This window comes from Denitrobacterium detoxificans (genome assembly GCF_001643775.1).
Lineage (GTDB): Bacteria > Actinomycetota > Coriobacteriia > Coriobacteriales > Eggerthellaceae > Denitrobacterium > Denitrobacterium detoxificans.
Genome location: NZ_CP011402.1, coordinates 688,547 through 715,540, shown reverse-complemented (window position 1 = coordinate 715,540; position 26,994 = coordinate 688,547). Strand labels below are relative to the sequence as shown.

19 protein-coding genes are annotated in these 26,994 nt (G+C 61.3%); 5 read left to right on the top strand and 14 right to left on the bottom strand.

Annotation, left to right across the window (positions count from 1 at the left end):
- Window positions 1–2 precede the first annotated feature (2 nt).
- Window positions 3–197: a Nif11-like leader peptide family natural product precursor gene (locus tag AAY81_RS10095; protein WP_066661112.1), complete on the top strand. Its 195-nt coding sequence runs from the start codon at window positions 3–5 to the stop codon at window positions 195–197.
- A 113-nt stretch (window positions 198–310) separates the two neighbouring features.
- Here AAY81_RS10095 and AAY81_RS02815 read toward each other — a convergent pair whose 3' ends face one another.
- The 3 genes from AAY81_RS02815 to AAY81_RS02805 form a co-directional block, all read right to left on the bottom strand.
- On the bottom strand, window positions 311–865 hold the full coding sequence (locus tag AAY81_RS02815; RefSeq protein ID WP_066661110.1) for a M48 family metallopeptidase: 555 nt from the start codon (window positions 863–865) through the stop codon (window positions 311–313).
- On the bottom strand, window positions 862–1,719 hold the full coding sequence (gene rsmI / locus AAY81_RS02810) for a 16S rRNA (cytidine(1402)-2'-O)-methyltransferase (RefSeq protein ID WP_066661107.1): 858 nt from the start codon (window positions 1,717–1,719) through the stop codon (window positions 862–864). The genes AAY81_RS02815 and rsmI overlap by 4 nt, the downstream gene beginning before the upstream one ends.
- A gap of 196 nt (window positions 1,720–1,915) precedes the next feature.
- Complete coding sequence (locus AAY81_RS02805) at window positions 1,916–3,892, bottom strand: FAD-dependent oxidoreductase (RefSeq protein ID WP_066661098.1); 1,977 nt, start codon at window positions 3,890–3,892, stop codon at window positions 1,916–1,918.
- 189 nt (window positions 3,893–4,081) lie between these two features.
- Here AAY81_RS02805 and AAY81_RS02800 point away from each other — a divergent pair, with 189 nt between their 5' ends.
- From AAY81_RS02800 to AAY81_RS02790, 3 genes are all read left to right on the top strand, one after another.
- Complete coding sequence (locus tag AAY81_RS02800; RefSeq protein ID WP_240480616.1) at window positions 4,082–4,675, top strand: TetR/AcrR family transcriptional regulator; 594 nt, start codon at window positions 4,082–4,084, stop codon at window positions 4,673–4,675.
- Window positions 4,676–4,766: 91 nt separating this feature from the next.
- Window positions 4,767–7,274, top strand: a complete 2,508-nt coding sequence (locus AAY81_RS02795; protein ID WP_066661095.1) for an excinuclease ABC subunit UvrA — start codon at window positions 4,767–4,769, stop codon at window positions 7,272–7,274.
- Between the two features lie 21 nt (window positions 7,275–7,295).
- Window positions 7,296–7,772, top strand: a complete 477-nt coding sequence (locus tag AAY81_RS02790; RefSeq protein ID WP_066661092.1) for a pyridoxamine 5'-phosphate oxidase family protein — start codon at window positions 7,296–7,298, stop codon at window positions 7,770–7,772.
- Window positions 7,773–7,863: 91 nt separating this feature from the next.
- Here AAY81_RS02790 and AAY81_RS02785 read toward each other — a convergent pair whose 3' ends face one another.
- A complete protein-coding gene (locus AAY81_RS02785) occupies window positions 7,864–8,412 on the bottom strand; it encodes a cytochrome c3 family protein (RefSeq protein ID WP_082867826.1) in 549 nt (182 codons plus the stop codon).
- Between the two features lie 3 nt (window positions 8,413–8,415).
- The gene (locus tag AAY81_RS02780) at window positions 8,416–10,161 is read right to left on the bottom strand and encodes an FAD-dependent oxidoreductase (RefSeq protein WP_066661091.1); all 1,746 of its coding nucleotides are present in this window, start codon (window positions 10,159–10,161) and stop codon (window positions 8,416–8,418) included.
- 238 nt (window positions 10,162–10,399) lie between these two features.
- On the opposite strand from AAY81_RS02780, the gene AAY81_RS02775 reads away from it, so the two are divergent.
- On the top strand, window positions 10,400–11,860 hold the full coding sequence (locus tag AAY81_RS02775; RefSeq protein WP_082867825.1) for a helix-turn-helix transcriptional regulator: 1,461 nt from the start codon (window positions 10,400–10,402) through the stop codon (window positions 11,858–11,860).
- 107 nt (window positions 11,861–11,967) lie between these two features.
- Here the strand turns inward: AAY81_RS02775 and AAY81_RS02770 are convergent, their stop codons facing one another.
- From AAY81_RS02770 to glmS, 9 genes are all read right to left on the bottom strand, one after another.
- On the bottom strand, window positions 11,968–16,452 hold the full coding sequence (locus AAY81_RS02770) for a 2-hydroxyacyl-CoA dehydratase (protein WP_066661089.1): 4,485 nt from the start codon (window positions 16,450–16,452) through the stop codon (window positions 11,968–11,970).
- Window positions 16,453–16,488: 36 nt separating this feature from the next.
- Window positions 16,489–17,133 (bottom strand): TetR/AcrR family transcriptional regulator, encoded by a 645-nt coding sequence (locus AAY81_RS02765; protein ID WP_066661088.1) that lies wholly within the window; start codon window positions 17,131–17,133, stop codon window positions 16,489–16,491.
- 203 nt (window positions 17,134–17,336) lie between these two features.
- Complete coding sequence (locus AAY81_RS02760) at window positions 17,337–18,914, bottom strand: polysaccharide deacetylase family protein (protein WP_169815782.1); 1,578 nt, start codon at window positions 18,912–18,914, stop codon at window positions 17,337–17,339.
- A gap of 58 nt (window positions 18,915–18,972) precedes the next feature.
- The gene (locus AAY81_RS02755; RefSeq protein WP_066661087.1) at window positions 18,973–20,337 is read right to left on the bottom strand and encodes a PFL family protein; all 1,365 of its coding nucleotides are present in this window, start codon (window positions 20,335–20,337) and stop codon (window positions 18,973–18,975) included.
- A gap of 150 nt (window positions 20,338–20,487) precedes the next feature.
- Entirely contained in the window at window positions 20,488–21,282 is a 795-nt protein-coding gene (locus AAY81_RS02750; RefSeq protein ID WP_066661086.1) for a TlyA family RNA methyltransferase, read from the bottom strand.
- A 4-nt stretch (window positions 21,283–21,286) separates the two neighbouring features.
- Window positions 21,287–23,422 (bottom strand): NAD-dependent DNA ligase LigA, encoded by a 2,136-nt coding sequence (gene ligA, locus AAY81_RS02745; RefSeq protein WP_066661084.1) that lies wholly within the window; start codon window positions 23,420–23,422, stop codon window positions 21,287–21,289.
- A 36-nt stretch (window positions 23,423–23,458) separates the two neighbouring features.
- Window positions 23,459–24,334 carry an NAD(P)H-hydrate dehydratase gene (locus AAY81_RS02740; protein WP_066661082.1) on the bottom strand — a complete coding sequence of 292 codons (876 nt, stop codon included), beginning with the start codon at window positions 24,332–24,334 and terminating at the stop codon, window positions 23,459–23,461.
- Window positions 24,334–24,981 carry a holo-ACP synthase gene (gene acpS / locus AAY81_RS02735; protein ID WP_240480615.1) on the bottom strand — a complete coding sequence of 216 codons (648 nt, stop codon included), beginning with the start codon at window positions 24,979–24,981 and terminating at the stop codon, window positions 24,334–24,336. Before acpS ends, AAY81_RS02740 begins: the two co-directional genes overlap by 1 nt.
- Window positions 24,982–24,991: 10 nt before the next feature.
- On the bottom strand, window positions 24,992–26,818 hold the full coding sequence (glmS, locus tag AAY81_RS02730) for a glutamine--fructose-6-phosphate transaminase (isomerizing) (RefSeq protein ID WP_066661079.1): 1,827 nt from the start codon (window positions 26,816–26,818) through the stop codon (window positions 24,992–24,994).
- Between the last annotated feature and the right edge of the window lie 176 nt (window positions 26,819–26,994).

Sequence of the window (26,994 nt, the reverse complement as noted above, 5' to 3'; positions counted from 1 at the left end):
GGATGGATTTCAAAGACCTCAGCCCGGAGCTGCGCGATAAGGCGAAGGCGTGCAAGAACCCCGAAGAGCTGCTGAAGCTGGCTAAGGAAGAAGGCTACGAGCTTTCCGATGACGACCTCGACGGCATTTCGGGCGGCTGGTCGTGCGACTCCTTTGGCGAGCGCAGCGACTGCCACCTAAATCAGTGGTACGAATAATCGCCTAGCCACGGACACAATCTACATCATCTAGAACGCGCTGGCAGAGCTCTACTGCCGGCGCGTTCGTCTTTAGCTGTCCAAAGACGAACGCAATTCCCCCACGGGCGCCATTACGCCTTCAGCTTGTCACGCGCCGTGCGCCAATCGGGCAGGAATCCATCCATAAGCTCGTGGAACCGCGGGCCGTGGCTCGGCTCGAGCAGATGGCACAGCTCGTGCACCACCACATACTCAAGGCACTCGGGAGGGTACAGCGCCAAGCGTACGTTGATGCAGACGCGCCCCGTAGAGGGCTGGCAACTTCCCCACCTGCTCTTCATGTTGCGATACGCAAGCTTCTTTACGCGAACGCCCATAATCGGCTCCCACCGGGCCACGAGCTGAGGCACGAACGCGCTCACCACCGCACGCCACTCCCGTACCTCTTCGGGCGTTGCCAGCGCAGCCGTGGTCTGCGGAGACGTACGCAGCGCTTCCTGCTGTTGCACGATCCACGAACGCTTGGAGCGTATGAACTGCTCCACATGGGAAAACGGCATATGCACCGGAACGCTTGCCTGCACATGGCCATCGGGCGGCATCACGCGAATACGTAGCGATTTCACGCGCTTGCGGACGACGCGGACTTCGAACTCGTCCACGAATCGCAGGGTATCCTCTATCACGCACCCGCCTCCAAAACGATGGCGTATGCTTCGTTGCGCTTCAGGCCATACTCGCTCTGCAGGGCCTTCGTGATGTCCTTTCGCGTGTGCGTGCCTTCGGCAAGCAGCTCGGCAGCCCGGCTTGCCGCGTCCTGCGCCGCATTGGCGTGGGCATCTGCGCGCTCCTCGTCGTTGGGGGCATCGATGACGATGACGCATTCCCCGCGCATTTCGCCCTCTTGGGTGCGTCGCACGATCTCCTGCGCCACCTGGGGCGCAATGTCGACGAGCACCTCTTCATGGGCTTTCGTGAGCTCGCGGCACAGGGCAACGCGACGATGCGGAAAGGCATGCGCGATGGCCTGCAGCGCCTCACCCGCGCGACGGGGGCTTTCGTAGAACAGCAGCACCGCGTCAAGAGTGGCAAGACCCTGGAGCACGCGTTCGCGCTCGCCCTCCTTACGCGGGAAGAACCCGCCGAAGTAGAAACGTGGACACGTAAAGCCGCTAGCCACATAGGCCGTGGCAACCGCAGTGCCGCCAGGAAGCACCTCTACGGGGGCGCCAGCCTCGCGAGCAGCGGCGATAAGACGCTGACCAGGGTCGGAAACCCCGGGCATGCCCGCATCGCTGCAATACGCAACCGTCTCGCCCGCCAGGACGCGCTCGACAACTTCGCCAGCACGCGCCTGGATACTCGCCTCGTCGCAGCGCTGCACGCTCGTGTGAATGTCGAAGAGGGAAAGCAGCTTGCCCGTAACGCGCGTATCTTCCGCATATACCACCGAGGCGGCGCGCAGCGCATCGAGGGACCGCTGCGTCATGTCACCAAGATTGCCCAACGGCGTGGGACAAATGTAGAGAACGCCCGACATGCGCCAACCCCTTCACTCGTTCTTCGTAGTGGCTAGCAGCATACACCATGGCACACGCACACCGCCCACAACGATAGCGAGAATCGCACCACGCGCACATGCGCATGGCGCGATGAGGCTAACTACGCCGAGAGCCCACTCGCAATGAGCAGGCTCTCGAACGGGAGGGATGTGGTTGAGCGTAATGGGAGGGAGATTATTCGCTCAGCCACTTCATGTTGTCGGCGACGGTTTCGCCACCGGCGCGATACTCATGGCAGTTGTTGCAGCTCATGGCATTACCGCCAAGCTGAGTGTCGGTGTAATCGGTGCTGGAACCATGAATCGGGTTGTACTTGTCCCACAGGCCCAACGCCTCGGCTTCGGTACGGGCGTCTTCGCCCACGGCATTGCCCTCGCCATAGGCGAACAGATCGGGAGCATTGCCATCTACGATGGGGGCCTCGCCGATAGTGCCATTCACGGCGCTTTCCGCGGCCACAAAGCCAAACGTGATGGCGCGGCCGATGGACGTACCGGGAATGTGGCGCGGGTAATTGCCGGCGAAGAAACTACCGGAGGCATTGCCGCACGCAAACAGGCCCGGGATGGGAGCGTCGTCGACATCGAGCACGCTGCAGTTGCCGTCGATGCACAGACCGCCCGTGGTAGCCAGCACGTTACTGTTCGTGGTGAAGGCATAGAGCTTGCCGCCGGTGAACGGAGCCGTCTGCGTAAGGTCGCGATCGAAGTCCTCGTCGCGGCCGTTCGCGAAGAAGCCAGCATAGCGCTCGAGCGTTGCCTTCAGGCCCTCGGGGTCGATGCCGCATGCCTTGGCCAGTTCCTCGGCCGTATCGGCCTCGTACAACCAGCCCTTGCTCTTGAACTCTTCGAAGCCGCCGTCCTCCAGGCCCTCGCTCATGCCATCGTCAAAGATGTACCAGCAGTTCTTGCCATACGCAGGCTGCGCGTTCTGAGCATTGGAAACAACCTGGAAAGGACCATCTTCGCGCACGAAGCGCTGGCCGCGGCCATTCACCAGAATACCCAGGTAGACGGCATTCCACGTGCGGAAGTCAGCGAAGCTGGAGGGAGTGCCCCAGCGGAAGTTCATAACGGGATGCGGAATGGGGTCCATCTGAGCGCCCACGGCAAGACCCATCATATGGCCATCGCCCGTGGTGCCCCAGCAGGGATTCCACCAGCTGGAGTTCGCGTAATCCTCGGGACGCGTCCAGGCTTCCATCATCTCGGGATTGGCATCGTAGCCGCCCGTCGCCAGGATGACGCCCTGAGAGGCATTCGCACGGAAGTAGCCGTTGTCATCACGTGCGATAACGCCCGTCACGCGACCGTCGCTGTCACGCTCGAGCTGCACGGCAGGCGTGCTGAAGCGCATGTCGATGTTGTTGGGATAGGCGCTCTTTGCGATGTCCTGCATTTCCAGGCACACGTAGATACCGGAAAGGCCACTGCGCACGGAAGCCGTCTCAGGTAGCGCAGGGCTATCGTAGAAGCCCAGTTCGGAAGGAATGAACTGGGTCATAGCCGGGAAGCCGTTCGTAGCCGGCGCCTCGGCAACCGGAGTGATGACGAAGCCATTGGCGCCCTTATTCAGCATCTCCTGCCAGAAGTCCGTGGCCTCGCCGGAGCGCTCCACGTACGTACGCGGCGCATCGGGGCGGATGCGGTAGTACGCAGAACGATAGATTTCGTCGAGCAGCACGGCGCGATCGATCTGCGTGCCAGCTTCCTTCTGCACCTTGGCATCCACGGCGCCAAAGCACTCGAAGCAGCCGCGACCGCGCGTCATCTTTTCCAGTAGCAAGACCTTTGCGCCCATATCGGCCGCCTTCAGGGCGGCAATGAGGCCGCCTACGCCCGCGCCCACGACAACGACATCGAAGTTCTCGTCACGCTTGATGGCGCTTGCATCCACGTTGGATTCGAATGCAACCGGGCCACGGGGGCCAGGGCAGGTGGCCTTGCGCGCGGGCATGAGGTTCACGCCGTCGGAATAGATGTTCTGGTAATCACCCGCAGCGTTACCGGAAGTAGTCGAGGCAGCCTTTTCCGACGACTTGCTCTTCGCCGCGCCACCCGAGCAACCGGTGATAGCGGCAGCACCCATGGCCATGGCGCCCAGCGCCGCAGCGCCAACGAAGTTCCTACGACTGACGTTTCTCTCTGACATATGGGATCCCCCTCCTTGTTTCTTTTTACGGTTCCCAAAGAAGTATACGCCGTATACTTCACGCAGAGTGTACACTGTATACAACGGAAATGCAATACAATTCTTCTTGCACAGCATCACCCCAGGAAAGAGCTCACTTTGAAATCCTCCCCGCAGACACAGCAACTGAGCCGAGAGCGCATCGCGCACGTGGCACTACGCCTTGCCGACCACATCGGCATCGAAAACGTATCCATGCGCAAGCTTGCCGCGGAGCTTGGCGTAACCGCCATGGCGCTCTATCGCTACTATGGCTCCGTCGACGAGATCCAAGTTGCCGCACTAGCCCTGGCATTCACCGAAGTGGACACGCATCCCATCCCCGGGGAACGCTGGGACGACACCATCCGTCGCACAACAAGCTCGATTCGGGAAATGTACCTGAACCATTCCACGGCACATTTGCATACCGTAGAGTCAACGGGCGCAGACCCCGGCATGGAAGAGCACATCCAGCGCGTCTACAAGCTGCACGAAGACCAGGGCATTCCCGCGCCCATCCTGCGCAAGGCATGGCGCATCATCGACGCGTACATGGGCGGGTTCATCTTGGGCGAAACCGACGAGGTGCAGCATCGCAGCAAGCTCCCCCACGAGGAAACAGCCGAAACGTGGCGGGAAACCGCCGCAGGAGCCTATTCCGAGGAAACATTCCACGACGGCATCGAGATCATCATCGCGGGCATCCGCGCCATGGCCGAACCCGACCCCTGCGATTGGCATACGCCGGAAGACCCGCGGTAACGACAGCGAGCACGCGTACGCGCAGGACCGAGCGTCCTTCCATTAGGCAACGCACCATCCCTTTCCCATAAGGGCATGCCATAATAGTCTCATGGAACGAAGCAGAAAACATACGCCCGCACCCGACCACATTTCCGTGCGCGGGGCGCGCGTGCACAACCTGAAGAACATCGATGTCGACATCCCCCTGGGATGTTCCGTTGGCATCGCAGGCGTTTCCGGCAGCGGCAAGTCATCGCTTGCCCTGGGCGTGCTCTACGCCGAAGGGTCACGTCGCTATCTCGACGCCCTCTCCACTTACACGCGGCGCCGCATCTCCCAAAAGGCACATGCGGCCGTCGACGAAGTTCGCCACGTCCCCGCGGCTCTGGCACTGCGCCAGCGTCCGGGCATCCCCGACGTGCGCTCTACCTTCGGCACGTCCACCGAATTGCTGAACTACCTGCGCCTGGCATTCTCGCGCCTAGGAAGCCACGTATGCCCCAACGGGCATATCACGCCGCCCTCGCTCAACGTTGCGCTCGAGCAGCCAATCACCTGCCCCACCTGCGGCGTAGAATTCTACGGCCCCGGGGCGGAAGACCTTGCGTTCAATTCAACGGGCGCCTGCCCCACCTGTTCGGGAACGGGCGTCGTGCGCACCGTGGACGTATCCACGCTCGTACCCGACGAGACGAAGACGATCGGCGAAGGCGCGGTGGTCGTCTGGGGCAGCCTCATGTGGTCGCTCATGAAGGACGTCTGCCGCGAAATGGGCGTACGCACCGACGTTCCCTTCTGCGAGCTTACCGAAGAAGAGCGCGACATCGTGTATCACGGGCCGGCGGAGAAAAAGCACCTGCTGTACTACAACGAGAAATCGGGCACTGCAGGCGAAATGGACTTCACGTATTTCAACGCCATATACACCGTGGAAAACGCGCTTTCGAAGGTAAAGGACGAAAAGGGCCTGAAGCGCGTGGCGAAGTTCCTTACCGAAGGCCCCTGCCCCGACTGCAAGGGCACGCGCCTTTCCGCCGCGGCACGCGCCCCGAAGCTCTGCGGCCTGGGCCTGGACGAGGCAACCGCCCTCACGCTCGACGAACTCACCACCTGGATAGCCACCATACCGGCGGCAATGCCCCAGGACATGCGCCCCATGGCCGAATCCATCCTGGCTGGCATGAGCGAGCCCATCGAACGCCTTGAGCAATTGGGGCTTGGCTACGTTTCCCTCGACCGCGCCTCTTCCACGCTTTCCACGGGCGAACGCCAGCGCGTGCAGCTCACGCGTGCCGTGCGCAACCGCACCAACGGCGTGCTCTACGTGCTCGACGAGCCTTCCATCGGACTGCACCCCTCCAACGTGGAAGGTCTGCTTGGCGTAGTGGACGACCTGATTGCCGACGGGAACTCCGTCATCCTCGTCGACCATGACGTACGCGTGCTGCGCGAATGCGATCACCTCATCGAGATAGGGCCCGAATCGGGCGCCAAGGGAGGAAACGTCATCGCCCAGGGCACGGTGGACGAAGTCGCCGCTGCGTCTGCTTCCCGCATTGGCGCATTCCTGGCAGGCACGCGCGAAGTACGGCGCAAGGCAGCCCCTTCCCGCGTCGACGTCTTCGAGCACGGGGCCATTCACCTGGAAACCGACGCAATCCATACCGTGAAGCCGCTTTCTGTGGACTTCCCCATGGGACGCCTTACCGCCATAACGGGCGTTTCGGGATCGGGCAAAACGACGCTTGTCCTGGAAAGCCTCGTTCCCGCCCTAAAGGCGCTCATCGATGGCGCGAAGATGCCATCCCATGTGCTCGATATCACCGCAGAGGGCATTAGGCGGGCGAACCTCATCGACGCCACGCCCATCGGCGTGAACATACGCTCCACCGTGGGAACGTATTCCGGGGTACATGACACGCTTCGACGCGCCTACGCCGCTACGCCCGCAGCGAAGGCACGTGGCCTGAAGGCGGGCGCATTCTCGTACAACACGGGCGCACTTCGCTGCCCCACCTGCGACGGAACGGGAACGATTTCCCTTGACGTGCAGTTCCTACCCGACGTGGACATCCAATGCCCCGATTGTCGGGGTAGCCGCTACGCCCCCGCAGCCAGGGAAATCCCCCTGAGCGAACAGGGCGGCCCCAGCCTCCCCGACCTCATGGCGCTTTCCGTCGACGAAGCCATCGACGTGCTCTCCGGCATGCCCGGCGTAAAGAAGGCGCTGCAGAAATTGCAGGTCTTACACGACCTGGGCCTGGGATATCTCACCATCGGCGAATCGACGCCCGCGCTCTCGGGCGGCGAGGCGCAGCGCCTGAAGCTTGCAAGCGAGATGGGCAAAAGCCAATCGGACGCGCTGTTCGTATTCGACGAACCCACCATCGGCCTGCACCCCCTGGACATTGAAGTGCTGCTCGAGGTGCTACAGCAGCTCCTCGACGCGGGCGCAACGGTCGTGGTAATCGAACACGACCTCGACATCATCGCCAACGCCGACTACGTCATAGACCTGGGCCCGGGCGGAGGCGATGCAGGTGGCACCATCGTGGCAACGGGCACGCCCGAGCAAATCGCCAACTCACCCGAAAGCATCACGGGCAAGTACCTCTAGAAGAACGTGCAAGGTGGAATCATGCGCAGAAGCGATAGAGAAGTCACAAGCGAATCCGGCGTGCGGGACATCCTCGACGAGGGCCGCATCATGCACCTGGGGCTCTTCGACGACGCGTACCCCTACGTCGTACCCCTGCATTATGGATACGAATACGCAGATGGGAAGCTTACGCTCTACGCGCACAGCGCACGAGCGGGGCACAAGCTCGACCTTATCGAGAGGAACCCCCATGTAGGCGTTGAGATCGATTCCGACCATGGCATCATTTCAGGCGGGGACGTACCCTGCAAATACGGGTCAGCGTATGCATCGCTCATGGGACGCGGCGTTGCCGAAGTCGTAGTCGACCCCGCCGAGAAAACCCACGCCATCGCTCTACTCATGAAACACCAAACGGGCCGCGACTTCGCCATAAGCGAGCGCATGGCCGCAACCGTCGCAATCATCAAGGTCACCGTGCACGCGTTTACCGCAAAAAGAAATCCGGCGGACTAGCCGCCGGATTCGGACTTCCCCATCTAAGGTCAAACGAAAAAGGGCGGCTCGCTTGCGCGAACCGCCCTTCGAATGCATTGCCGATTTCGACTTATGCCTTCATGCTCTGACCGCCATTGCTGTGGCACTCGCCGCAGGTATCCACCTGCGAAGCATGGCCCTTATGGCACTCGTTGCAGTTCATCTCGCCATGCGGCTGAGAATGCGGGTTGTAGTCACCCAGACCAGCCGTCTTCTCGGCAAGAGCCTCGTAGCTATCGCCATGGCACGAGAGGCAGGTCTCGTTGTCCACGTAATAACGATCGGCAAGGCCCAGGTTGTCGGTGTTGCCCGTAAGCTGGGAGCCCAGCTCGGCCAGCTGCACATCGAGCTCAGCCTTGTGGCAATCGAGGCAGGTCACATTTGCGCTTGCATGCAGGTGCGCAAGACCGGCACCTTCGGAAGCGTCCGTGCCCTCGTAGTTGGCAAGATGCTCGCCCATGCTGTCATGGCACACCGTACCGCAGAAGGAAGGCGTGTTGTGCCACGCGAAAGCGCCAATACCGGCGATGATCACGACGGCAACGATAACGCCCGCCACGATGCCCTTCTTATGAACCTTCTTCTGAGGCTGCTCCTGAGAGGTCATTTCCTCTGCCATTGCTTATTCTCCTTTCGCAGCATGCTCGCCGGACACGTAGCCAAAGGTGACGCAACGGCCCACCGAAGGCCCGAAGATGTGACGCGGGTAGTTACCGCTGAAGAAGCCACCCGAAGCGCCACCTGCGGCATACAGACCCTCGATGACGTTGTTGTCGTAGTCGAGAACGTGGCAGTTGTAGTCAACTACCAGGCCAGATACCGTCGCCAGAATGGTGGACTGATGGATCATGGCAAAGAACTCGTCGCCTTCAATCTTGGTGGCCTTGGCCATGTTGCGATTGAAGTCGTCGTCCTTGCTGGCATCCTTGAACGCGTTGAAGCGAGCGCACTCGTCCTCGAGCGTCTTGGCGTCGCAGCCAATCTTCTCGGCCAGTTCGGCAAGGCTGCTGGCGCGGAACGCCCAGCCCTTTTCGATCAGGCCGTCAAAAGCGGTGAGAGCCTTCTCACGAGCGGCGTCCTCGAGGGAAGCCAGCTGCGTGGAGCTGGACAGGCGCCAGGTGCGGGCACCGCAGCCCTGCTGAGCGCTAATGGCGTTGGAACGAGCCTGGAACGGAAGGTCCTCGGCGCAGAAGCGCACGCCCTTCTCGTTGATCATGATGCCACCCAGGAAGGGGCTCAGGCCCGTAGCGCCACTGTAGAAGCCGGTCGGGTTGCCAAAGTCGAAGTTCATGACTGCAGCGGGCAGGGGGTCCATCTGACCGCCGATGGCAAGACCCATCAGCTGACCGTCGCCCGTCGCGCCCGTGTTGGGAGCCCAGGAAGCATAGTTGGTCACGTCTTCGGTACGGCACCAGGACTTCAGCATCGTGGGGTTGGCCTCGAAGCCGCCCGTTGCCAGGATGACGCCCTTGCTGGCGTTTACGCGGAAGTAACCGGACTCATCCTTGCAGATGGCGCCCGTTACGCGACCGCCGTCTTCACGCTCGAGCTTCACGATTGCCGTCTTGTAACGCAGATCGGCATTCGCGCGCTTGCTGAACGTGTTGGCCAGGTCGGCAACGATCATGATGCCGGCGCCACCAGCGTTCTTGGTGGTCTGCTCAGACCACTGCTCGCTCTTGAAGGCGATTTCGGTCTGGGGAGCAGCATAGCCGTGCGATGCGGGAGTGCCAGCCTTGAAGTACGTCTGAATCTGGCCTTCGCCTTCGTCAAACTTCTCCTGCAGCCAGTCAGCAGCCTCGCCAGAGCGGTCGCCCCACAGCTTGATGGGGTCAACCGGCACGCGGTACTGAGCGGCAAAGCGCATGACGTCCATCATCTCGGCCTTGTCGACGATGTTGCCGGCTTCTTCCATCTTCTTGCCGCCAACAACGCCCATGCCCTCGAACATGCCGCGACCCACGTCCATCTTCTCGATGCAGAGCACCTGCGTGGTGCCGTCATCGGAAGCGGACAGAGCAGCAACGGAACCCGTCAGGCCGCAGCCAGCGACCAGAACGTCGGTTTCCTCGGTGCGGACAATCTCGCTCTCGGGGATGTCGCGCATCTCGAATGCAACGTTGCCCGTACGGGTGAGATCGCTCTCGAGGTCGAGTACGGGGATGTTGCGCGTCTTCACAGGGAACACGTCCGTGTACAGGTCGGCGTTGAACCTGCCAACACCACCCGCGTTCTTCACGGCAGCCGTATTCGACGCCTGCGAAGAGCAACCCGCAAGACCAAATGCACCAGCTGCAGCCAGTGCGCTCACGCCAGCGGCCTTCAGAAAGCCGCGACGCGTAGGCTCTAGGCATTCATGTTTGCCCATAGATTACTTCCCTCCTGTGTCTACCTGTAATCCACTTGCCTTTTTTCTCCGCGCGGTATACCGTCCCGCAAGACGAGTTGTACCGCGCACGTACTTTGTATTCCCACGCGGACGCACATGCACGGGTGAAGGATGGGGCTCTTGGGCGAAATGGGTTTCACCCGTATATCACCCGTTAATTAACCAGGCCTTTTAGGTTTGATACAATAACAATCGCAATTTTAGGGAGGCGATTGCAATGGCAGACGAACAGCAGGCGCAGGCAAGCGATAAGGCTACGAACGCCCCGTTTTTCTTCCCCGAAAACGAGGAAACGGGCGCTCACATGTACCCCCTTCGCTTCCTGGGTTTGGCCTTTTTCATTACGTGGCTCTGCCTTACGCACATTTCCTCCATTTACCCGGCGAACCCCGACTGGGAAGCCGAGCGCACGCTCTTCGACTTTGGCATGCGCATTGGCGACGTGGGATCGCTCGCCCTCTTCGCCATATTTGCGCCCCGCCTGCAATCGTTCTCACGCCATATGCCCATGGCGGTAACGACGTGCGCGCTTTCCTGCATGGGTACGCTCCTCATGGCGCTCTACGTGTTCCCCATGCACCTCCCGCCAGCCATCATCATCGTGCTGAGTGCGCTCACCGCCGTTGGCGGCTCCGTGCTCTTCTGCTTCTGGGCGCAGATATACAGCCGCATGAGCACCACGCAATTGCTGGTCTATTCCGCAGGATGCTGCATCGGGGCCTACGTGCTTTCCTTCTTCGTGGGGAATCTGCGTCAGCCAGTGGCAATCTTCACCATCTCGCTAATGCCCCTCTGTTCGCTCTTCTGCGCATGGCTTTCGCAAAGTGCCCTTCCGCCTGAAAAGCCCGCAGCGGAAAACGTGCGCTACCCCCTACCCAAGCGCCTTATCGCCCTCATGACGATAGCCGCGCTCATCTCGAGCATTTCCGGCCTGCAGGAAACGCAGGGCGTGGGAGGGTCGATGTTCCGCATCACCGCAACGTGCATCGTGGGCATCACCCTGCTTATCGGCACCATCCAAAGGCACACGATCGACTATCGCCAATTCGCACGCATCACCTTCCCCATTGCGGTGGTGGCGGTTCTGCTTATCCCCATTACGATCCAACCGTTCAATCTCGTGGCATCCTTCTTGGGAAAACTCGCGTACGTCTGCTTCACCATATTCGCTTTGATGATCATGGCAACCATCTGCCATCGCTACGAGGTGCCCAGTCTGCGTCCATTTGCCTGCGCACGTGCATGCAGCGAAGCGGCCATACTCATTAGCGTCTTATCGAAGAACACGCTTCATTCGCTGCAGCTCAACACGGAGCAAGCGTTCCTATATGCCATCGCGACCATCTGCATCGTACTGCTGGCGCTTTGCGTTCTCATTTGGAGGCGCGAAAAGGCCGTGAACGAGGACTGGGGCGCGTGCGGCATCTCGCTGGAAACGGGCGCACGCGTCATCGGCGAACGAGCGCGTTACGAACGCCGCTGCCGTGAGCTCGCAGAAACCTACAAGCTCACCGAGCGCGAGGCAGAAATTCTAGCTCTGCTGGGACAGAACAAGACGCGCGCCGAAATCGAGGCCGAACTCTTCCTGTCGGAGAATACGATCAAGACGCATACCCGCCATATCTACCAGAAAACGGGCGCGCACTCACGCGAGGAAATCATCTCGCTCATTGGGTAAGCCCATGGTTCGACAGCCCTTGAGGCACTTCAAGTCATAACACCCACATAACAATGGGACCTGCCATCAGGCAGGTCCCATTCCATCATCAGCTTACGGCCTTTGGATTACTCCCCCGCTTCGGCAGCCTTCTTGGCACGCTCTTCCTTCAGGTTCTCCTTGGCCACCGCAATCATGAGCTTGATGCGGTTGAGCTGGTTCACCTCGGAAGCGCCCGGGTCGTAGTCGACGGCCACGATATTGCTCTGCGGGTACTGGCGGCGCATCTCCTTGATGACGGCCTTGCCAACCACATGGTTGGGCAGGCACGCGAAGGGCTGCGTGCACACGATGTTCGGCACGCCCTCGTTCACCAGTTCCACCATCTCGCCCGTGAGCAGCCAACCCTCGCCCATGGTATTGCCCAGGTCGATGATATCGCTTGCGCCGCGGGCAATGTCCTCGATGCGCATGATGGGCTCGAAGCGCTTGCTGGCAGCCAGGGCCTTGCGTACGGGATTGCGCTGAGACTCCACGAACGTAACGAGCGAGCGTGCGCCCAGGTACTTCTTCAGGTTGGGCGTAAGCTCCTTGTGGCGAACCGCCGGGTTCAGCATGCCGAACAGGAAGAAGTCCACCAGGCCGGGCACGTTCGCCTCGCAGCCTTCCGCCTCGATGGTGCCCACGATGTCGTTGTTGGCCGTGGGATGGAACTTCACCAGGATCTCGCCAACCACGCCCACGCGCGGCTTGCTGCCGAAATCGACGCAGGGCAGCTCGTCGAAGTCGCGCACGATCTGCTCGATGACGCGGTTGAACTGACGGCGGCTCATGGACGTCTCATGCTCCACCAGGTAATCCATCCACTTGCGGAACAGGGCATTCGCGCTACCAGGCTCGGCCTCGTACGGACGGGTGCGATAGAGCATCTGCATGAGCAGGTCGCCAATGACCAGCACGGGGATGGCGGTGAGCAGCATCTTGCCCGTAATCTTGAAGCCCGAGTTCACTTCGCCGGTGTTGTTGAACGCCAGCGAAACCACGGGCACCTGGTCGAGGCCAGCCTCATGCAGGCCCTTGCGGATGAGCGCAATGTAGTTCGTGGCACGGCAGCCACCACCCGTCTGAGTGATGATGAACGCCGTCTTGTCCATGTCGTAGCGGCCGCTGGTGGCAGCTTCCATAATCTGGCCCGTAACCAGGATAGACGGATAGCAGATGTCGTTGTTCACGTACTTCAGGCCCGCTTCCACGGCACCCGTGTCCACGGCGGGCAGCAGTTCCAGGTTGTAGCCGTTGGCACGGAACAGCGGTACCAAAAGCTCGAAGTGAATCGGACTCATCTGCGGAGCCAGAATGGTATACGTCTCACGCATCTCCTCGGTGAACTCCACACGCGGGAATTCGGTGGATGCGGTCTTGCGATGTGTCTTGAACTCGAAGCCATCGGTGACGCACGCGCCACGGGCCTGGGAAAGCTCGGCACGAGCCGCATCGCGGTTCATATGCGCTTCGTCGATCGAGGGGTCCATGCCCTCTTCCTCGTGCGCGAACTCGTCGTCGCCCGCACGCTGCTCCAGGGCAGCCATGAGCGAGCGGATGCGAATGCGCGCAGCACCCAGGTTCGAGATCTGGTCGATCTTGAGCAGGGTGTATACCTTGCCCGAGCCTTCCAAAATCTCTTCGACCTCGTCGGTGGTAAGGGCGTCCAGGCCGCAACCGAAGCTCATCATCTGAACCAGGTCGAGGTCGGAGCGCTGCGTAACCACGCGAGCGGCGTTGTACAGGCGCGTATGGTACATCCACTGGTCGTACACGCGCAGATTACGCTCGAGGTTGCCCAGATGGGCTACGGAATCCTCGGTGAGCACGGCCATGCCGAAGCCCGTGATGAGCTCGGGCAGCGCGTGGTTGATTTCCGGGTCGATATGGTACGGACGACCCGCCAGCACGATGCCATGACCATGATGCTCTTCCAGCCAGCGCAGCGTTTCCTCGCCCTTGGCGCGCATGGTGCTCTTGAAGTCCAAGTCGACCTGCCAAGCGCGGTCGACGGCCTCGTCGATTTCCTTGCGCGTGGGCACGGCCACATTGGCAATGCCGCGCGCTTCCAGCTCGCGCTTGCGGTTCTTCGAAAGATGCTCGCACAGGCGCTTCTTCAGGGCTTCCTTGTCGTCATAGGGAATGAACGGATTCAGGAAATCGGTACGGCTCGTACGCAGCTCGTCGATGTTGAGCTTCAACGCCTCGGAATAGCTCATGACAATCGGGCAGTTGAAGTGGTTGTTCGCACCTTCGTCTTCCTGGCGCTCCCAGCGAATGCAGGGCATCCAGATGAAATCGACGTCGCGCTCCAGCAGCTCCATGATGTGGCCATGGGAAAGCTTCGCAGGATAGCAGGCGTTTTCGGAGGGCATGGACTCGATGCCCGCCTCGAACGTCTCCTTCGTGCTGGCGCTGGAAAGCTCTACGCGATAGCCCAGCGTGGTGAAGAAGCTATGCCAGAACGGGTAATTCTCGTACATGTTCAGCGCGCGGGGAATGCCCACGGTGCCATATTTCGCCTGATCGGCGGAAAGAACTTCGCGATTGAACAACAGGTCGTTCTTGAACTCGAACAGATTCGGAACGTCCTTGCTCTTCGTCTTCGCGCCCGCGCCACGCTCGCAGCGGTTGCCCGTGATGAAGCGACGGCGACGGCCCGTTTCGGGATCCTTGCCAAAGTCGTTGATGGTAAGCAGGCAGTTATTCGAGCACAGGCCACAACGCACGGTGCTGTGCTTTACCTCGAGCTGGTCGATTTCCGCCGGCGTGAGCATCTTGGTGCCCTTGCCCGCTGCGCGATCGCGCGCCAGCAGAGCCGCGCCCCAAGCGCCCATGAGACCCGCAATGTCGGGGCGAATGGCATCGTGGCCGGCCAGGTTCTCGAACGCACGCAGCACGGCGTCGTTCAGGAACGTGCCGCCCTGTACGATGGCATGCTCGCCAAGCTCGCTGGCGTCACGTAGCTTGATAACCTTGAACAGCGCGTTCTTGATGACCGAATAGGAAAGGCCAGCGCTGATGTCGGCAACGGTGGCACCTTCCTTCTGCGCCTGCTTCACGCGACTGTTCATGAACACGGTGCAGCGACTGCCCAGGTCGACGGGAGCGGCAGAATGCAGGGCCTCCTGCGCGAAATCCTGCACGGAAAGATTCAGCGACGTAGCAAACGCTTCGATGAAGCTACCGCAGCCAGCACTGCACGACTCATTGAGCATGATGTGCTCAATGACGCCGTTCTTCACCGTCATGCACTTCATGTCCTGGCCGCCAATGTCCAGAATGAAGTCGACATCCGGGTTCAACTCGCGGGCGCCGCGCAGATGCGCAACCGTCTCGATTTCGCCGCTATCGGCCTGAATGGCCTCCAGCAGCAATGCCTCGCCATAACCCGTAGTGGTGGTGTGACCGATGGTGACCAGCGCATTGCCCTGCTCGTCGCGAGGAATCTGCTCTTCCAGCTCGCCCAGCATGCGGCGCGCCGTACCCAGCACGTCGCCCTTGTTGTTGGCGTAGAAGCTGTACAGCACCTGGCCGTCTTTGCCAATAAGGGCGGATTTCAGCGTGGTAGAGCCAGCGTCGATGCCCAGGTAGGCCTCGCCGCGGTACTCAGACAGTTCGCCCTTGGGAACGGCTGCCTTCGCATGGCGCTCGCGGAACGCCTGCAGCTCTTCCTCGCTGCTGAACAGCGGCTCCAAACGCGGCACTTCGCTACCCTGCACATCGCCCAAATCGGCCATGCGCTGCTTCAGAATGCCCAGGGAAACGACTTCCTCGTTCTCCTCGGACGCAAACGCAGCGCCACGGGCCACGAACAGATGCGATTCCTCGGGAATGATGGTGGTCTCGTCGGTGAGCTCGAGCGTTTCGATGAAACGCTGGCGCAGCTCGGAAAGGTAATGCAGGGGGCCGCCCAGAAACGCCACGTTACCGCGGATGGGGCGACCGCATGCCAGGCCGGAAATGGTCTGCATGACCACGGCCTGCAGTACGCTCGCGGCGATATCGTCCTTCTTGGCGCCCTCGTTCAGCAGGGGCTGCACGTCGGTCTTGGCGAACACGCCGCAGCGGCTGGCGATGGGATAGATGATGGTGTGACGGCTGGCCATTTCATTCAGTCCCGATGCGTCGGTGTCAAGCAGCGTGGCCATCTGGTCGATGAACGCGCCCGTGCCACCTGCGCACGTGCCATTCATGCGCTGCTCGATGCCACCATCCAGGTAGATGATCTTCGCGTCTTCGCCGCCCAGCTCGATGGCAACGTCAGTAGCGGGAATGATGCGCTCGATGGCCGTCTTGTTGGCCACGACCTCTTGCACGAAGGGCACCTGGAGCCACTGCGAAAGCAGAAGGCCGCCCGAACCCGTAATGTCGATAGTGGCAGGCACATCGCCCACCTGCTCCAACGCCTCGTCGATGATATCCACGATGGTAGCGCGCACGTCGGAATGATGGCGGCGGTACACCGAGAACACCGTCTCGTCTTGCGGGTTCAGAACCAGAAGCTTTACCGTAGTCGAACCTACGTCGACGCCGATGCGCATCTGGTCGTTCTCGTTTGCCTTGGTCATAAGATGTCTCCTTTTAAACGGCCTGGGGCCGATTGATTACAGCTTGATCGATTCGCCGGCTTTGATGAACAGCAAGCGCTGGGCGATAACCGCCATGTCCTCCGAGGATTCGCGCATGCCCGTTTCGATCCATTCCTTCACGACGCCCAGATAGGCCGACGCGTAGAAGGTAACGTAGTAGTTCACGAAGGGCGTGGGGTTCTTGCGGTAGCGCTCGTGAAGCACCGACCCCATGAGTATCTCGCGCACGCGCGTGAGCAGGTTGCGCTCGAAGCGCGGGTCGCCTTGAGGGCCCATGACGGCGCCCAGGAAATACGCCTGGCTACGTAGGTAATCGAAGAGGCTCACCAGCAGTGGAATGGGCTTCTTGCGCTTTACGCAAATCGTGGTCTGCACAAGGTCGAGGCCATTCATGCGCGCCTGGATGGCTTCCAGCTCGGCGATGATCTCGTCCTCGCAAGCCACGAGAAGCGCGTCCTTGTCGCTGTAGTGGTTGTAGAACGTGCCGCGCGTGATGTCGGCCCGCTCGCACAAATCGCCCACCGTGATGGCGTCATAGCCCTTCTCGTTGATGAGCTGAATGAGCGCCTCGCGGAGGGCGGCACGGGTACGGGCGGAGCGACGGTCCGTACGGGCCTCGGCCGCATCCACGGGAAACCCCGCGGTCGTGGGTTCAGACATAATCCCCCTCATTGGCATGCGCATGGTCGTGTTTTATACAACATGCACGATATTTGACAATCTGTATAAAAACATTGTAATGACCCTACGCCCAGCATGCAACCGCTCTCACGACTCCCGCACACGGTCAATCGTGGACAAACGAAATGCCGCCCCGAGGGACGGCATTCAAAAAGGCTGGTAAGGTGCGTTTTCCCGCGAAACTACCCCTTATGGTAGGAAAGCAGTTCGTCGATGGTAACGAATCGGTACCCTTGCTGCTTGAGCTTGGGGAGCGCGGAGCGAAGCGCCTCTACCGTCTGCGAACGATCGCCACCGCCATCGTGCATGAGGATGATGTTGCCCGAATCGGCCGACAAGATGGCGTCTTCTATTGCAGGCGCGCCCGGCTTCGACCAGTCACGCGTATCGATATTCCAACCGATGTCGTACGTTACGTACTCGTTCAGAATCTGAGCGCTTTCAAGCGTGTAGTTGCCACCCGGGCAACGCACCACGCGACTAGCCTCCACGCCCGTTACGTCGGAAATTGCCTGACGGCCCTTCTCGATTTCGGCAATCTGCTCTTCGGCTGACATGTAGCTGATGTTCACGCCCTTGCCACTGCCCTTGGCATGGTCGAACGTGTGTGTGCAAAGCTGATGCCCGCTGTTGTACTCGCGCATGATAAGGTCGCGGCCATTCGAGGCCTCCCCAATGCGCTCGCCCACGATGAAGAACGTGGCCTTCGCATCGTTGGCATCCAGAATGTCCAGGATCTCGCTCGTCCATTCGTCCCAGGGGCCATCGTCGAACGTAAGGGCAATGACCTTTTCCCCGCCAGTGTTGATGCTATAGCGAGAAAGCACGGCATTCTGCACTTCTTGAACGGTAACGCCTTCCACGGTAATGCCCGAAATGGAACCCGTGCGCGTTGCCACGACACCGTCGGCGGGCTGGCTCACAACCTGGTGCACAGCGCCCTTGGAGCCGTCGTCCACCCATTCGGCGGCAACGGTCTGAGTAGACTCGGTATAGTCTTCCGTGGTATCGCCGCCGTCACTTACCGAGATGACGTCGTTGGGCGTAATGCGCGCATTCGCATCGACGTCCTGGCCATTCACGGCAAGCGCATAGGGCGCACCGCCCGCGTCGTCGATGACCGAGCCATCGACCGCAAGCAGCCTGCCCGGCGTTACCTGAATGCCCGACTTCTGCACGACCTGATCGTACGTATCGGTACGCGCAACGGACATTTCCACCCCGTTCACCACCACGGGCACGGGAGCGAAGGAAGTCTGGTACATGACGAAGCCCAGAATGGCAGCCAAAACCACGGCCAATGCAACGATAGCCGCCTTGGGAGCGCGCTTGCCTGCGCGCACGGAGCCAAGCCCCTTCCCCTCGACGGTATAGGACCCCGCACGCTCTTCGCGCACGGCAGGCGTGAAGCTGCCGGTATGGGCCCGCTTTGCGTATGACGTATCGATACGCGGATTGCTGCCCGTATTGCCCGCATTGGCGCGCTGATGGCGATCGGAAACGGCATGCGTCACGCCGCCCACATCGCTGACGTGAACGCGGTTGGCAGACGTGGCCTGCTTCTGACGCTCGGCGACGGCACGCTGATGGCGCACGCGCTCGCGCTCCATTTCAGCGCTATGCTCGGCGGCAAGCTGGGCATGCTCGCGCGCAGTACGCTGCGAAGAACGCTGGCGACCACGCGCCTCAAGCGAAGCATCACGCGCCGCACGCTGCTTCACGTGCGGACGCGCATTGTTATTACGTTTGGAATCTGACATAACTCGAACCCCTCCTCGAGTCATTGTAATTCGTCAGACGGCCATACGGCTCCGTAGATTAGTTTTTCAGAGAATTAATCGGCGCAGGGAATCGACCGCCACGATGCGCGAAAACGCTGCCCGCATGCTCGTTGACGTGCATGATGGGAGCGGAACCCAGCAGGCCGCCGAACTCCAGTGTCTCGCCGGCGCTACGGCCAATGGCGGGAATGACGCGCACGGCAGTGGTCTTCGTGTTGATGACGCCAATGGCGGCTTCGTCGGCGATGATGCCGAAGATGGCTTCCGGCGTGGTGTCGCCCGGAATGGCAATCATGTCCAGACCCACACTGCATACGCAGGTCATGGCCTCGAGCTTCTCGAGGCAGAGCGCACCCGATTCAGCAGCGCGAATCATGCCAGCATCTTCCGACACGGGAATGAACGCACCCGAAAGGCCACCGACGCTGCTGGACGCCATGACGCCACCCTTCTTGACCGCATCGTTGAGCATGGCCAGAGCCGCCGTGGTGCCCGGGCCGCCGCACTGCCCCACGCCGATGGCCTCGAGGATTTCGGCCACGCTATCGCCCTCGGCGGGCGTGGGAGCCAGGGAAAGGTCCAGGATGCCCTGCTGGACACCCAAGCGCTCGCTGGCATTGCGCGCCATGAGCTCGCCCGCGCGCGTGATCTTGAATGCCGTTGCCTTGATGGCCTCGGCGATTTCGGTGATGGAAGCGTCCTCCGGCATGTTAGCGAGCACGTTACGCACCACGCCAGGACCGGAAACGCCCACATTGACCACGGCATCGGCCTCGCCAGAGCCATGGAAGGCGCCCGCCATGAACGGGTTGTCCTCCACCGCGTTGGCGAACACGACGAGCTTGGCTGCGCCAATGCAGTCGCGGTCGGCCGTGGCCTTGGCGGTGTCGATGACGGTATTGGCCATCTTCCAGACGGCGTCCATGTTGATGCCCGCGCGGGTAGAGGCGACGTTCACCGAACTGCACACGTTATCGGTAACGGCTAGGGCGTGCGGAATGGAGTTCATGAGCTTCGTATCGGAAGCGGTAGCGCCCTTCTGCACCAGGGCGGAGAAGCCGCCCACGAAGTCGACGCCCACTTCCTTGCCCGCCTTGTCCATGGCCTCGGCAATGGGCGTAAGGTCCTGGGCGGTAACGGCGCCGCAGATCTCGGCAACGGGCGTAACGGAAATGCGCTTGTTCACGATGGGAATGCCGAATTCGCGTTCCAGCTGCTCGGCCGTGGGGACGAGCTTTTCGGCGGCGGTGGTCATGCGGTCGTACACCTTGCGCACCATGACGTTGATGTCCTCATGCGTGCACGCACGAAGGTTCAAGCCAAGCGTGATGGTGCGGATGTCGAGGTGTTGCTGGCTGACCATTGCCAGAGTTTCGGCGATTTCGGCTGGTGTGATCTGCATACGCGTTCCTTCTGCCCTGCCGCGTGGCGGCGAACTTGCTTTAGCACACAAGTATAGCCATCCGCCAGGAATAATTTAGTCGGCTAAAGTAAACAACACGGAGAACGACCGAGTCTACAAAATGCAGACGCGCGAACGGTTGGAATTGCGCTATTGACCGAACACGGCGCGCACGAGGTATTCGATGTTGCCCGCGCGCTTTCCGCGGATGGGCGATTCGATAACGCCAGTAACGTCGAAGCCGTTGTCGCTCAGCGCCTGACGCACTTCCTCGACCGTTCGCTCGCGCACCGCCGGGTCCGTTACCAGGCCATGCTCCGTTTCGTCATGATCGCTTTCGAACTGGGGCTTCACCAAGCCAATGAACACGCTGCCACGATGGCACAAGCGCGCGAAGGAGGGCGCCAGGCTGGCAAGCCCAATAAAGCTGAGGTCGGCCACCAGAATGTCGAAGGGCGCGCCCAGTTCCTGAGGCGTTGCCGTGCGGATGTTCGTACGTTCGCGCACGATGGTGCGCGGGTCGCTGCGTACTTTCCAAGCAAGCATGCCATAGTTCACGTCAACGCAAGTCACGCTGGCCGCCCCCGCCTGAAGCAAACAATCGGAGAAGCCTCCGGTAGAAGAGCCCATGTCGATGCACGACGCCCCCTGTACCGACTGGTCGAACGCACGCAACGCGCCCTCCAGCTTGTAGCCACCGCGCGAAACGTAGCGCGAACGATCCTTGACCCAGATATCGGCACTTGGCGCAATACGCGCGGCAGCGCTCGTGGCGTATTCGTCGCCCACCTTCACCTCGTGGGCAATCACCAGGCGCTTCGCCTCTTCTGCGTCGTCGCAGAGACCGCGCTCAATCATCAACTCGTCGAGACGACGCTTCTTGGGGCGCACGGGACGTTGCGCCCCTGCGGTTTCGCCCTGGTTATGTTCCTGGCCTGCCGCCATGGCCCTACGCTTCCCCTACCCCTTCGGGCGCCTCGCCCGTTTCTAGGATACGCAGGAACGCGGCCTCGTCGATAACGGGAACCCCCAGGGAAACGGCCTTATCGTACTTGCTGCCAGCAGCTTCGCCGGCAATGACGCAGCTCGTCTTCTTGCTTACGCTGCCGCTTACCTTGGCGCCCATTTCTTTAAGCGCAGCGCCCGCATCGGTGCGGGACATGCCGCTCTGAGAGAGCGTACCCGTGAGCACGAACGTGAGGCCGGCAAGCGTCTGGGGCTTGCCGCTATCCACGCGCTGCTCTTCCATAACCACGCCAGCGGCCAAAAGACGGTCAATGACCTGCTCGTTCTGCGGCGTGCGCAGGAACAGGTAGATGCTCTTGGCGATAATGGCGCCAATGCCTTCGATGGCGGCAAGCTGCTCTTCGGAGGCATCGCGCAATGCCTGGATAGAGGGGTACGCCTGGGCAATCGATTCGGCAGTGGTCTTGCCCACATGGCGAATGCCCAAGCCAAACAGCACGCGCGCAAGGCCGCGCTGCTTACTGGCCTGCAGTTCGGCAAGTATCTTGGCCGCCACCACAGGGCCCAGGTGAATGGCCTCGCCGTCTTTATTCACGCGACCCATGTCCAAGGTGGCCAGGTCGTATTCGCTTAGGTTGTAGTAGTCGGCAACGTCGGTGACGCGGCCCGATTCCAAAAGGCGGCCGATAACCTCGTCGCCCAAGCCCTCGATGTCCATGGCGCCGCGGCTCGCCCAATGTACCAAGCGCTCATGCGCCTGAGCAGGGCAATCGATGCTCACGCAACGATACGCGGCCTCGCCCTCCTCGCGCACCACGGGGCTTCCGCAGCTGGGGCACGTCTGGGGCATGCTCCATTCCTGCGCATCAGCCGGACGCAGCGAAGGCACGTGACCCAGCACCTCGGGAATGACGTCGCCCGCCTTGCGCACGATGACCGTGTCGCCCACGCGCACGTCCTTGCGACGCACCTCGTCTTCGTTGTGCAGCGTGGCGCGCGCCACTACCGAACCCGCAATGCGCACGGGCTCCAGCTCGGCCACGGGCGTAAGCGCGCCCGTACGCCCCACCTGCACGGTAATGTCGCGCAAAAGCGTAGTCTTCTCCTCGGGCGGGAACTTGTATGCGATGGCCCAACGCGGGGCACGTGCGGTAAAGCCCATGGCGTCCTGGATGGCGAATTCGTTGACCTTCACCACCACGCCATCGATGTCGTACGGCAGCGACGAGCGCTTTTCCAGCACCTTCTCGCAGAACGCAAGCACTTCCTCGCGCGTGGAGCACAGCGCCACGTCAGGATTCACGTGGAAGCCCGCCTCGCGCATCCACTCCAAAAGCTCGAACTGGCCACCCATGCGAAACGCGGCATTGCTGGCCGTAGCGTAGATGAACGTGGACAGGTCGCGATGCTCCGTGATGCTCGGGTCCTTCTGGCGCAGGCTACCGGCGGCGGCATTGCGCGGATTGGCGAATCCGTCCTTCCCGTTCGCGGCGGCAGCAGCGTTGAGCTTCTCGAAGCTGCTCTTCGGCATGTACGCCTCTCCGCGCAGCTCGATAGCGGCCTCGGGGTCGGCGAGCATGGCCTGAGCCTGGTCACGCAGGCGCAGAGGCACATCGCGAATGGTTCGGATGTTCGCCGTGATATCTTCGCCCGTAGTCCCGTCGCCGCGCGTACTCGCGCGCACCAGGCGACCATCCTCGTACGTGAGGGCGATGCCGCTGCCGTCGATCTTCAGCTCGCAGCACAGCGGCACGAAGCGGCCAAGCGTCTCCTGCAGGCGATCCAGCCATGCTTCCAGCTCTTCCAAGCCCATGGCATCGTCGATGGAGTACATGCGCGCCGCATGCGTGACCGGGGCAAACTGCTCGCCCACATAGCCACCCACGCGCTGCGTGGGCGAATTGGCATCGTAGAACTCGGGGTGCGCAGCTTCGAGCTCACGCAGTTCCCGCATAAGCGAGTCGAAGGCAGCATCGGAAATCTCGGGGGCATCCTTGGCGTAGTACAAGTACGTGTGATGCTCGATTTCACGACGCAGCGCTTCGATGCGAGCAGCAGGATCGCTTACCGTTTCCGCCGCCGTTGCGCTGTCGAATAGACTCGGATTCTCTTCCGTCACGTCTATTTCCTTCCTATCTGCAATACCGGCGCGTGGCTACGAAACCCTGCCGCCGGACATATCCTTGATTGCCGGGGGAATGAATCGGAGCACGTCCTCCGCGCATACCGAAATACTCGTAAGCTCCTCGGCGGCCAACCTGCCCGCACGGGCATGCAACGTGGTGCCTAGCACGCACGCTTCGATGGGGCCAAGCCCCTGGGCCAGAAATGCACCGATGATGCCAGCGAGCACGTCGCCCGTACCCGCCTTGGCCAAAGCCGACGTACCCTCCGTCATGCTGTACACGTGGTCGCCATCGGAAATATAGGTATCGGGCCCCTTCAGAACGGTGATTGCACCGTACGCCTGGGAAAGCGTGAGCGCTAGTTCCTCCTGGTCGTCTACGGGAAGGGCAAACACGCTGGCCAAGACCTTCGCCTCGCCGCCATGGGGCGTGACGATGGTGGGATACCCTTCCTGGTAGCGTTGCTTGCACATGTCGCGCATCTTACGCGCGGGCATGAGCTTCAGCGCGCCGCCGTCTATCAGAACAGGCGCCTTGGCGTTCTTCAGCAGGCGACGCAGGATGTTGCCCACATACGGGTCGTTCGTATCGAAGCCGCTGCCAATGACGTAAGCCAGGGGATGCTCGGGCGTAGAGGGTTTCAGGCTAGAAGAGTCCCACATGTCCCACGAACGCACCACCAACGAGGAGTGCGTGGCCTGGACCTGCGCAACCACGCTATCGTCCACGAACACCTCGGTGTATCCGGCACCCGCGCGCTGGCTGGCGATGGAAGCGAGCGCAGCGGCGCCCGGATACGAGGCGCTGCCCACGATGAGCACCACCTTGCCGCGCGAATACTTGTTCATCTGCGGTTCGGGAAACGGCAGCAAGTCGTTGATGGTCTTCTGGGTGTACTGCTTCACTACGCATCACCTTCGCCAGAATCGTCTTGCGCCACCGCCTGCCTGCCAAACGGCGTCATGCGCGTCTTGGGACGCTTCACCGGAATATCGTCGAGCAGGGACCGCGTTTCCTTGAATTGCTTCGCCAGCTCGTCCATGGGATCCGTACGACGCGCGGTCGCGCGGTCGGATTCCAGCGTAATGGCCATGGCGCAGGCCACGGCATCGGTATGCGTAAACGAAAGCGAAATGGGAAGCTCGCGAACACCCAGCTCATCGGCCACTTCCTTGGCACGCCTGTGCAGGCGAACCTGCGGGCGCCCCGTCTTCAGGCGCACCACTTCCACGTCGGCGGGTGCGATGCCCCTTGAAAAGCCCGTGCCAAGCGCCTTGAGCACCGCTTCCTTTGCGGCAAAGCGCGTGGCGTAATGCACTTCGGGTTGGTTCGTCTTGTCGCAGTACGCACGCTCGCCTTCCGTGAACACGCGCGTCCTGAAGCGCGGAGAGCGCTCCAGAACCGCACGCATGCGGTCGATGCGCACGATGTCAACACCCAGGCCCACGCCCTCGTCGAAGGGCGCAGGCTCCGAAGCCTGATCGACCTGATCGACTTGATCAGCCTGTTCAGCCTGATGTTCCGGGCTCGCGTTCTGAGACTGCTGCTCCACTACGCGCCGCCTATTCGACCGTAACCGACTTCGCCAGATTACGCGGCTGGTCGACATCGCAGCCACGGGCCACGGCGATGGCACGCGCGAACAGCTGCAGCGGCACGGAAACGGTGATGGCGCTGAAGGCATCGCGCACGCGCGGCACGTAGATTACGTAGTCGGCATGCTTGCGGATTTCCTCGTCGCCTTCCGTGGCCACCGCCACAACCAGGGCGCCACGCGTGCGGCTTTCCTGGATGTTCGAAATGACCTTGTCGTATACGGGGCTCTGCGTGGCAACGGCGATAACGGGGAAACCCTTCGAAAGCAAGGCGATGGGGCCATGCTTCATCTCGCCCGCGGCATATGCCTCGGCATGCAGGTAGCTGATTTCCTTCAGCTTCAGCGCGCCCTCGTAGCTGATGGCGCTACCCATGCCGCGGCCGATGAACAGCGCATCGTTCGCGTCCTTGCAGGCAAGGGCGGCTTCTTCGATGGCCGTGGTGTCGGCCAGAATGCGCTCGATCTGCTCGGCGGTATCGGCCAGCTCGCCGAAGAGCAGGCGCGTCTGCGCCTGGGTGAACTTGCCCTTGGCCTGCGCCAACACCATGGAAAGCAGCGTAAGGCTGACCACCTGGCCCAGGAAGCTCTTCGTGGAAGCCACGGCGATTTCCTTGTTGGCCTTCGTGTAGATGACGCCGTCGCTTTCGCGGGCAACGGGGCTGCCAATGACGTTCGTAATGCCGAACACCTTGCCACCCTTGATGCGCGCCTCGCGGATGGCGGCCAGCGTATCAGCCGTTTCGCCCGACTGGGACACGGCAACCACGAGCGTGGTGGGCGTGATGATGGGATTGCGGTAGCGGAATTCGCTGGCAACCTCGACTTCGGTGGGAATGCGCGCCCATGCCTCGATGAGCTGCTTGGCAACCAGGCCCGCATGGTAGCTGGTGCCGCAGGCAATCACGTAGACGCGGTCGATGAGCTGCAGTTCTTCCAGGGACATGCCCAGCTCGCTTATCTTCAGCGCGCCACCGACCATGCGGCCAGCAAGCGTATCGCGCACCACGCGAGGCTGCTCGTGGATTTCCTTCAGCATGAAATCGGGATAGCCGCCCTTTTCGGCGACGTCGATATCCCAATCGACGTGCATGACATTGGGCTCGATGGTCTCGCCCTGCGCGTCGGAATAGGCAATGCCCTGGGGACGCATGTCGGCGAACTGGTCGTCGCCCAGCACCACGACATCGCGATTGGCACGAATGACGGCAATGATGTCGCTCGCCACGTAGCTGCCATCTTCGCCATGGGCCAGAACAATCGGGGAATCGCGGCGCGTAACCACGATGCGACCGGGCTCCTGGGCGCAGGTAACGGCCAGGCCATAGCTGCCCACCAGGCTCACCGTGACGGCGCGCACCGCTTCCAGCAGGTCGCCTTCGTAGGCTTCTTCCACCAGATGAGCGATGACCTCGGTGTCGGTGGTGCTGCGGAACTCGTGACCACGGGAGATGAGCTCTTCGCGCAGCTCGGCGAAGTTCTCGATGATGCCGTTATGCACGACGGCGATAGAGCCGTCGCAGGATACATGAGGATGGGCATTCTGCTGGCTGGGAACGCCATGCGTTGCCCAACGCGTATGGCCAATGCCGCACGTGGCCTCGGGATGCACGTTCGAAACGGCGCTGGCCAGGCCACTGACCTTGCCCACGCGACGTGTAACGGAAAGGGTGCCGTCGCCCGCCTGAACGGCGATGCCCGCGGAATCGTATCCGCGATACTCCAGGCGGCGAAGCCCCTCGATCAATCTATCGACAACCGGCTGACTGCCGGTATACCCCACAATGCCGCACATATACGCTCCTTCTTTGGTGCCGTGTGCATAGTTAATCAACATAGTGTAATAAATCGCACGAAGCATTGCTTCCCTGCCCATGCGAAGCCACAGATTTTCTCAACCTGGCAATACGGTTGCATCGCGCCCTAAAAGACAATATCCCCCGATTAGTCCACCATTCAATTCATCCTGGG

Excerpts from the sequence above, each read along its gene's own strand:
- AAY81_RS10095 (WP_066661112.1), top strand. The coding sequence starts at position 3 with ATGGATTTCAAAGACCTCAGCCCGGAGCTGCGCGATAAGGCGAAGGCG.
- rsmI (WP_066661107.1), bottom strand. The coding sequence starts at position 1,719 with ATGTCGGGCGTTCTCTACATTTGTCCCACGCCGTTGGGCAATCTTGGT.
- AAY81_RS02805 (WP_066661098.1), bottom strand. The coding sequence starts at position 3,892 with ATGTCAGAGAGAAACGTCAGTCGTAGGAACTTCGTTGGCGCTGCGGCG.
- AAY81_RS02795 (WP_066661095.1), top strand. The coding sequence starts at position 4,767 with ATGGAACGAAGCAGAAAACATACGCCCGCACCCGACCACATTTCCGTG.
- AAY81_RS02790 (WP_066661092.1), top strand. The coding sequence starts at position 7,296 with ATGCGCAGAAGCGATAGAGAAGTCACAAGCGAATCCGGCGTGCGGGAC.
- AAY81_RS02785 (WP_082867826.1), bottom strand. The coding sequence starts at position 8,412 with ATGGCAGAGGAAATGACCTCTCAGGAGCAGCCTCAGAAGAAGGTTCAT.
- AAY81_RS02780 (WP_066661091.1), bottom strand. The coding sequence starts at position 10,161 with ATGGGCAAACATGAATGCCTAGAGCCTACGCGTCGCGGCTTTCTGAAG.
- AAY81_RS02775 (WP_082867825.1), top strand. The coding sequence starts at position 10,400 with ATGGCAGACGAACAGCAGGCGCAGGCAAGCGATAAGGCTACGAACGCC.
- AAY81_RS02770 (WP_066661089.1), bottom strand. The coding sequence starts at position 16,452 with ATGACCAAGGCAAACGAGAACGACCAGATGCGCATCGGCGTCGACGTA.
- AAY81_RS02765 (WP_066661088.1), bottom strand. The coding sequence starts at position 17,133 with ATGTCTGAACCCACGACCGCGGGGTTTCCCGTGGATGCGGCCGAGGCC.
- AAY81_RS02760 (WP_169815782.1), bottom strand. The coding sequence starts at position 18,914 with ATGTCAGATTCCAAACGTAATAACAATGCGCGTCCGCACGTGAAGCAG.
- AAY81_RS02755 (WP_066661087.1), bottom strand. The coding sequence starts at position 20,337 with ATGCAGATCACACCAGCCGAAATCGCCGAAACTCTGGCAATGGTCAGC.
- AAY81_RS02750 (WP_066661086.1), bottom strand. The coding sequence starts at position 21,282 with ATGGCGGCAGGCCAGGAACATAACCAGGGCGAAACCGCAGGGGCGCAA.
- glmS (WP_066661079.1), bottom strand. The coding sequence starts at position 26,818 with ATGTGCGGCATTGTGGGGTATACCGGCAGTCAGCCGGTTGTCGATAGA.